Source organism: Micromonospora sp. NPDC049580 (assembly GCF_040675595.1).
In the GTDB taxonomy this organism is placed as follows: Bacteria; Actinomycetota; Actinomycetes; order Mycobacteriales; family Micromonosporaceae; genus Micromonospora.
The window spans coordinates 1-5,824 of sequence record NZ_JBFAPG010000404.1; the positions used below are offsets into that span (position 1 = coordinate 1).

Genomic DNA, 5,824 nt, shown 5'->3' on the forward strand with positions numbered 1-5,824 from the left:
CTGGTCGCAGCCGGCGTCGATGGCTTCGGCCTGGGCCGCCAGCGACGCGGCGTAGTTGCCGCCGCACTTGGCCGCGCCGGTGCCGCCGGGCGCCGCCCGGGTGTAGTCCGGAGAGACCCAGACCGTGACCGGCTTGACCCCGCCGCTGAAGTACGCACCGACCGGCGAGGCGATCACCATGTAGAGGTATTCGTTGGCCGGGCGGACGCCGAGGAAGACCTCACTGGCGAACATGAACGGCCGCAGGTAGAGGCTGCCGTCCTCGCCGGTGGGGATCCACTCCCGGTCGATCTCGATGAGCTTGTGCAGCGAGTCGACGAACACCTCGGGCGGCAGCGCCGGCATCGCCATCCGCTGCGCCGATTCGACGAACCGGGCGGCGTTGGCGTCCGGCCGGAACATCGTCACGCCACCGTCCGCGGTCCGGTACGCCTTCAGCCCCTCGAAGATTTCCTGCGCGTAGTGCAGCACCGCGCTGGCCGGGTCCATCGGGATCGGCCCACGCGCCTCCACCCGGGCGTCGTACCAACCCTTGCCGTCGGCGTACCGCACGGTGACCATGTGGTCGGTGAAGACGCGGCCGAAACCCGGGTTGGCCAGCAGGGCGGCCCGGTCGGCGGCGGATACCGGCGCGGGATTCGGACGGATCTCGAAGTCGAGCTTGTCACCACCGCTCATCGCGCTGACCTCCCTGGGGAACAACGGCATGCGGGATCGCACACCGACATGGTTGTGCCAGAAACTTACCCCGAACGGTCGTTCAGCGGGTAGGGCCGCTCGGGACCGGGTGGACTGCCCGGACCGGCGGATGCCGCCGGTGACCCTGGCGGGTCGGAGCGGTCAGGCTACGGCGTGGGCGGCGAGCCGGTCGCCGACCTCGGCGGTGCGCAGCGCCGCGCCCGGGGTGCGGCCGGCCAGCTCGGCGGCGACCGCCGCGTTGACCCGGGCCGCCGCCTCGGCGTGCCCGAGCTGCTCCAGCAGCAGCGCGACGGAGAGCACCGCGGCCACCGGGTCGGCGACGCCCTGCCCGGCGATGTCCGGCGCCGAGCCGTGCACCGGCTCGAACATCGAGGGGTACGCGCCCTCGGGGTTGATGCAGCCGCTGGCGGCCAGCCCGATCCCGCCGGTGACCGCGGCGGCGATGTCGGTGAGGATGTCGCCGAACAGATTGTCGGTGACCACCACGTCGTAGCGCTGCGGCTGGGTCACCAGGAACATCGCGGCCGCGTCGACGTGCTGGTATTCCGTCGTGACGTCCGGGTGCTCGGCGGCGACCGCATCGAAGGCGCGCGCCCACAGCGACCCGGCGTGGGTCAGCACGTTGGTCTTGTGCACCAGGGTGACCTTGCGCCGCTCCCGGCGGTCGGCGCGGGCGAACGCGTCACGGATGACCCGCTCCACGCCGTGTCGGGTGTTGAGGCTCTCCTCGGTGGCGACCTCGGCGGGCGTGTCACGGTGCAGGGAGCCGCCGGCGCCGGCGTAGAGCCCCTCGGTGCCCTCGCGCACCACCACCAGGTCGACCTCGCCGGGCTTCACGTTGCTCAGCGGACCGGCGACGCCGGGCCAGAGCCGCGACGGGCGCAGGTTGACGTACTGGTCGAAGGCGAACCGGAGCTTGAGCAGCAGGCCGCGTTCCAGGACACCCGGCGGAACCGTGGGGTCACCGACCGCGCCGAGCAGGATCGCGTCGTGCCCGGCCAGCTCGGTCAGCACCGAGTCGGGCAGCACCTCGCCGGTACGATGCCAGCGGGCGGCGCCGAGGTCGTACTCGGTGGCCTGCACGCCGGGGAGCACCGCGTCGAGGACCTTCCGAGCCTGCGCGACCACCTCGGGCCCGATGCCGTCCCCGGCCACCACCGCGATCCGCGCCACGCCCGTACTCCCCACGCTCGACTGCCCCGTCTCGGCAACGGTACGTCGGTGTCCCGCAACCCGGTACGATGCTTCCAACATCTGGGACAGCCGAATGCACAGCACCCTCTCAGCTGGGATTCATGGGGCAATCATCTCCGCTGCCTACGGTGGGGGCAGCGGGTCAGGGGGCCCGCGAACGGTGGTCGTGACGACGCGACGTCAACTGCGAGGGGGCAGGTGCCATGCGCATCGACGAGCAGCCGCGGACCCGCTGGCCGGATCCTTCGGCGTTCCGGAACCGCCGGCCGGACCTGCGGCTCGGCAGCCGCCGGCACCGGATCGACCCGACCGCCGCCACCGATGGCCGGATCGCCGTGCAGCACACCGTACGCACCGCGACCGCCGAGTACACCCTGCTGCTCAACGCCCCCGAGTGGCTCGGCCGTCGAGGCGTCGGCGAGGCGCTGCGGGACAGCGTCGCGGAGCTGCGCGCCGTCGACCTGACCTACGGCCCGAACCGCCCGGAGAGCCTGGTCTCCATGCTGCGGCGGGGAGAGATCAACCCGGAGTCGTACCCCCCGCTGGCCGACCTGGTGGACCGCTGCACGGCCATGCGGGCCGCCACCGACGGCTGGTTCGACGCCTGGGCGGTGCCCGGCGGCTTCGACCCGGGCGGCCTGCTGGGCGGCTGGGCCGTGGAACGTGCCGCCGCCCGGCTGCGCGCCGCGGGCATCCACGACTACGCCGTACTCGCCGGCGCCGACCTGGTGGTCCGCGGCCGGGCGCCGCACGGCGGGCCGTGGCGGGTGGCGGTGCACCACCCGACGGCACCCGAGCGCGCGCCACTGGTGCTGGAGATGACCGCGGGGGCCGTCGGCACCTCGGGGGTGACCGGGCGTCAGGGGCACGTGGTCGACCCGCACACCGGCGAGCCGGCCAACCAGCTCGTCGCCGCGACGGTCGTCGGCCCGGACCTGACGGTCGCCGACGCGTACGCCACCGCGCTCTACGCTGCCGGGCCCACCGGCCTGGCCTGGTTCCGTGGCGGCTCCGACTATCGCGCGCTCTTCGCCCACCGGCGCTGAACCCGTCGCACGGAACTCCGGCTCGATTCGCACCTCGGCCGCCCGGATGGTCGGCTGGTCGGGCCGCTGCGATCGGCCCCCACGGCCTCGGCAACGGCCGTGGGGGCCGATCAGCGACGAGTGCGCGTGGCTCGCACAATCGAGGGGTGCGGACCGGTCGGGCCGGACGTCGGCCGCGCCACCCGAAGACGGGCCGGCGTCGCGACCTGCGGCCAGTAACCGCAGTCGTACGCTAGCGAATCGACGCAACTCGACGCAAGAGTCTCCACAGCGGACTCTCCCGACCGGAAAGCGGCGGGTCGGCGATTGGCCTGCGGCGAGGCAGTTTCGACATGGTGAACGACGGATGGCACGCTGTCCGCCGTGAGTTTCGATCTGAGTGTGTGGGCCCTGGAGGACGGGGCGACGCCCGAGGACGTGCGGGCAGCGGTCGACGGTTGCCGGCAGGGGCGGCACGTGGACCGTTACCCGGACCCGCGCGTTGTCGGCTTCTACCGGGCGATCACCGCGTCCTATCCGGACCGGCACCCCGGTCCGGACAGCCCGTGGGCCGTGGCGCCGCTGCACGCCGCCCACGACCACGTCGAGCTGAACCTGCACCCGACCTGCGCGGACCAGGTGCTGCTGGACATCGAGCGACTGGCCGGGGAGCACGGGCTGATGCTCTTCGACCCGCAGGACGGCTCGGTCTACCCGCCCCCGGCCCGGCTGCCCCACTGACCCCGGGCGGGGCGGGCCGGGCATGCCGGCCGCGGGGCGCCCCGAGGGCCGGGCATCCCCCCGCCCCCGGGGTACGACAGAGGGGCCCGGCGCGTCGCCGGGCCCCCCGTGGTGCTGCCGTCTGTGCCGCCACGGCCGGTCGTGCGCGGCCGGTGGCGTGACCGCCGACTACTCGTCGCGCAGGTCCGCCGCGCTGGCGGCGGTCGCGCCGATCGAGTCGGCCGCCGAGGTGAGCAGGTCGGCGCCGAGCGCCTGGTCGACGGTGAGCGTCATCAGGGTCTCGCCGCCCGCCTCACGCCGGGCCACCTGCATCGCGGCGATGTTGATGCCCGACTCGCCGAGCAGGGTGCCGACGGTGCCGACGACGCCCGGCCGGTCGGCGTAACGCAGGAAGAGCAGGATGCCCTCCGCGGCGATCTCCACGTCGAAACCGTCCACCTCGGTCAGCCGGGGGACGTCGCGGGCGCCCGAGTGGGTGACCGTACCGGAGACGCTTACCGTCCGGCCGTCCGGCAGAGCGCCGCGCACCGTCACCAGGGTGGGCTGGTCGGCCGTCTCGGCCAGGCTGTCCAGCGTGACCTCGACGCCGCGCTCGGCGGCCAGGTGCGGAGCGTTGACGTAGGTGACCTGCTCCTCGACCACGGAGCTGAACAGGCCCTTCGTCGCGGCGAGCTTGAGCACCGACACGTCGTGGCCCACGATCTCGCCGCGCACCTCGACGGCGACGCTGGCGGCGACCCCACCGGCGACGGCGGTGAACGCGCGGCCCAGCTTCTCGGCCAGCGGAAGCAGCGGCCGGACGTCCTCGGCGACCACGCCGCCGGCCTGGACGTTTACCGCGTCCGGGACGAACTCGCCCTGCAGCGCCAGCTTCACGCTCTTGGCCACCGCCAGGCCCGCCTTGTCCTGCGCCTCGTGCGTCGAGGCCCCCAGGTGCGGGGTGGCCACCACGTTGTCGAAGGCGAACAGCGGCGAGGAGGTGCAGGGCTCCTTGGAGTACACGTCCACGCCGGCGCCGGCGACCCGGCCTTCGGCGATGGCGTTCGCGAGCGCCTGCTCGTCCACCAGGCCACCGCGGGCGGCGTTCACAATGCGGACGCCGGGCTTGACGATCGCCAGCTCCTTCTCACCGATCAGGCCCACCGTCTCCGGCGTCTTGGGCAGGTGGATGGAGATGAAGTCGCTCTCGCGCAGCAGCTCGTCCAACCCGACCAGACGGACGCCGAGCTGCGCCGCGCGGGCCGGCTGGATGTAGGGGTCGTACGCGATCAGCCGGGTGCCGAAGGCGGCGATGCGAGACGCGAAGAGCACCCCGATACGACCGAGCCCGACCACGCCGACGGTCTTGCCCTGCACCTCGACACCGGTGTACTTCGACCGCTTCCACTCCCCCGCCTTGAGCGCGGAGCTGGCGCTCGCGGTGTTGCGGGCCACGGCGAGCAGCAGTGCGACGGCCTGCTCGGCGGCGGACACGATGTTGGAGGTGGGCGCGTTGACGACCATGACGCCCCGGGCGGTGGCGGCCGGCACCTCGACGTTGTCCAGCCCGACGCCGGCCCGGGCGACCACCTTGAGTCGCGGCGCGGCGGCGATCGCCTCGGCGTCGATCTGGGTCGCGCTGCGCACGATGACGGCGTCGGCCTCGGAGAGCGCCGAGAGCAGGGCCGGACGGTCGGTGCCGTCAACGTGCCGGACGTCGAAGTCGTGGGCGAGCACCTCGATGGCGGCGGGGGCGAGTTCTTCGGCGATCAGTACGACAGGATTCATCGGTCCTCGTAGAGGTCGTGTTTGCGATCGGCCCGGGCGGCGGGGCGCCGCACTGCGCCCCACGCTGATCCGTGCCGTGGCCGTCAGGTGCCGGCTCAGCGCACCTACCCGCGATCGTAGGGGCCGCGCTGGCCGGCGTGTTCGGGTCTTCAGGGTGAGTGCCCTCACACGCGCGGTCGAGCGATGGACATCACCCGTTCACCACAGCGAAACCGCCGTCGCGCGCCGTGCGCACGGGTCGTGCTTACCACTGCGGTGAGCGACATACCTCAGAGGTATGAATATGACTCCCAGGTATACGGCTCACCAGCGACACTCCCACCCGAGCACGTGCCGAGGCCGCTACCGGCGTCGGCGCATTGCCGACGGCCCCGGGTCGCGCTGTCCAGAGCGCGGCC

At 73.1% G+C, this 5,824-nt stretch carries 5 protein-coding genes; 2 read left to right on the forward strand and 3 right to left on the reverse strand.

The window, feature by feature from the left end:
* Both AB0J68_RS25270 and AB0J68_RS25275 read right to left on the reverse strand, forming a co-directional pair.
* On the reverse strand, positions 1 to 678 hold a 678-nt coding region (locus tag AB0J68_RS25270), incomplete at its 3' end, for a branched-chain amino acid aminotransferase (RefSeq protein ID WP_363940658.1).
* A gap of 162 nt (positions 679 to 840) precedes the next feature.
* A complete protein-coding gene (locus AB0J68_RS25275; protein WP_363940659.1) occupies positions 841 to 1,872 on the reverse strand; it encodes a 3-isopropylmalate dehydrogenase in 1,032 nt (343 codons plus the stop codon).
* Between the two features lie 224 nt (positions 1,873 to 2,096).
* Between AB0J68_RS25275 and AB0J68_RS25280 the strand changes: the two genes are divergently transcribed.
* Positions 2,097 to 2,939, forward strand: a complete 843-nt coding sequence (locus tag AB0J68_RS25280; RefSeq protein ID WP_355067006.1) for an FAD:protein FMN transferase — start codon at positions 2,097 to 2,099, stop codon at positions 2,937 to 2,939.
* A gap of 363 nt (positions 2,940 to 3,302) precedes the next feature.
* Entirely contained in the window at positions 3,303 to 3,659 is a 357-nt protein-coding gene (locus AB0J68_RS25285; protein WP_234581292.1) for a hypothetical protein, read from the forward strand.
* A 168-nt stretch (positions 3,660 to 3,827) separates the two neighbouring features.
* Here AB0J68_RS25285 and serA read toward each other — a convergent pair whose 3' ends face one another.
* Positions 3,828 to 5,426 carry a phosphoglycerate dehydrogenase gene (serA, locus tag AB0J68_RS25290; RefSeq protein WP_355133301.1) on the reverse strand — a complete coding sequence of 533 codons (1,599 nt, stop codon included), beginning with the start codon at positions 5,424 to 5,426 and terminating at the stop codon, positions 3,828 to 3,830.
* Positions 5,427 to 5,824 lie beyond the last annotated feature (398 nt).

What these genes read in the sequence shown, in the direction of transcription:
- AB0J68_RS25280 (WP_355067006.1), top strand. Translation starts at nt 2,097, where the DNA reads ATGCGCATCGACGAGCAGCCGCGGACCCGCTGGCCGGATCCTTCGGCG.
- serA (WP_355133301.1), bottom strand. Translation starts at nt 5,426, where the DNA reads ATGAATCCTGTCGTACTGATCGCCGAAGAACTCGCCCCCGCCGCCATC.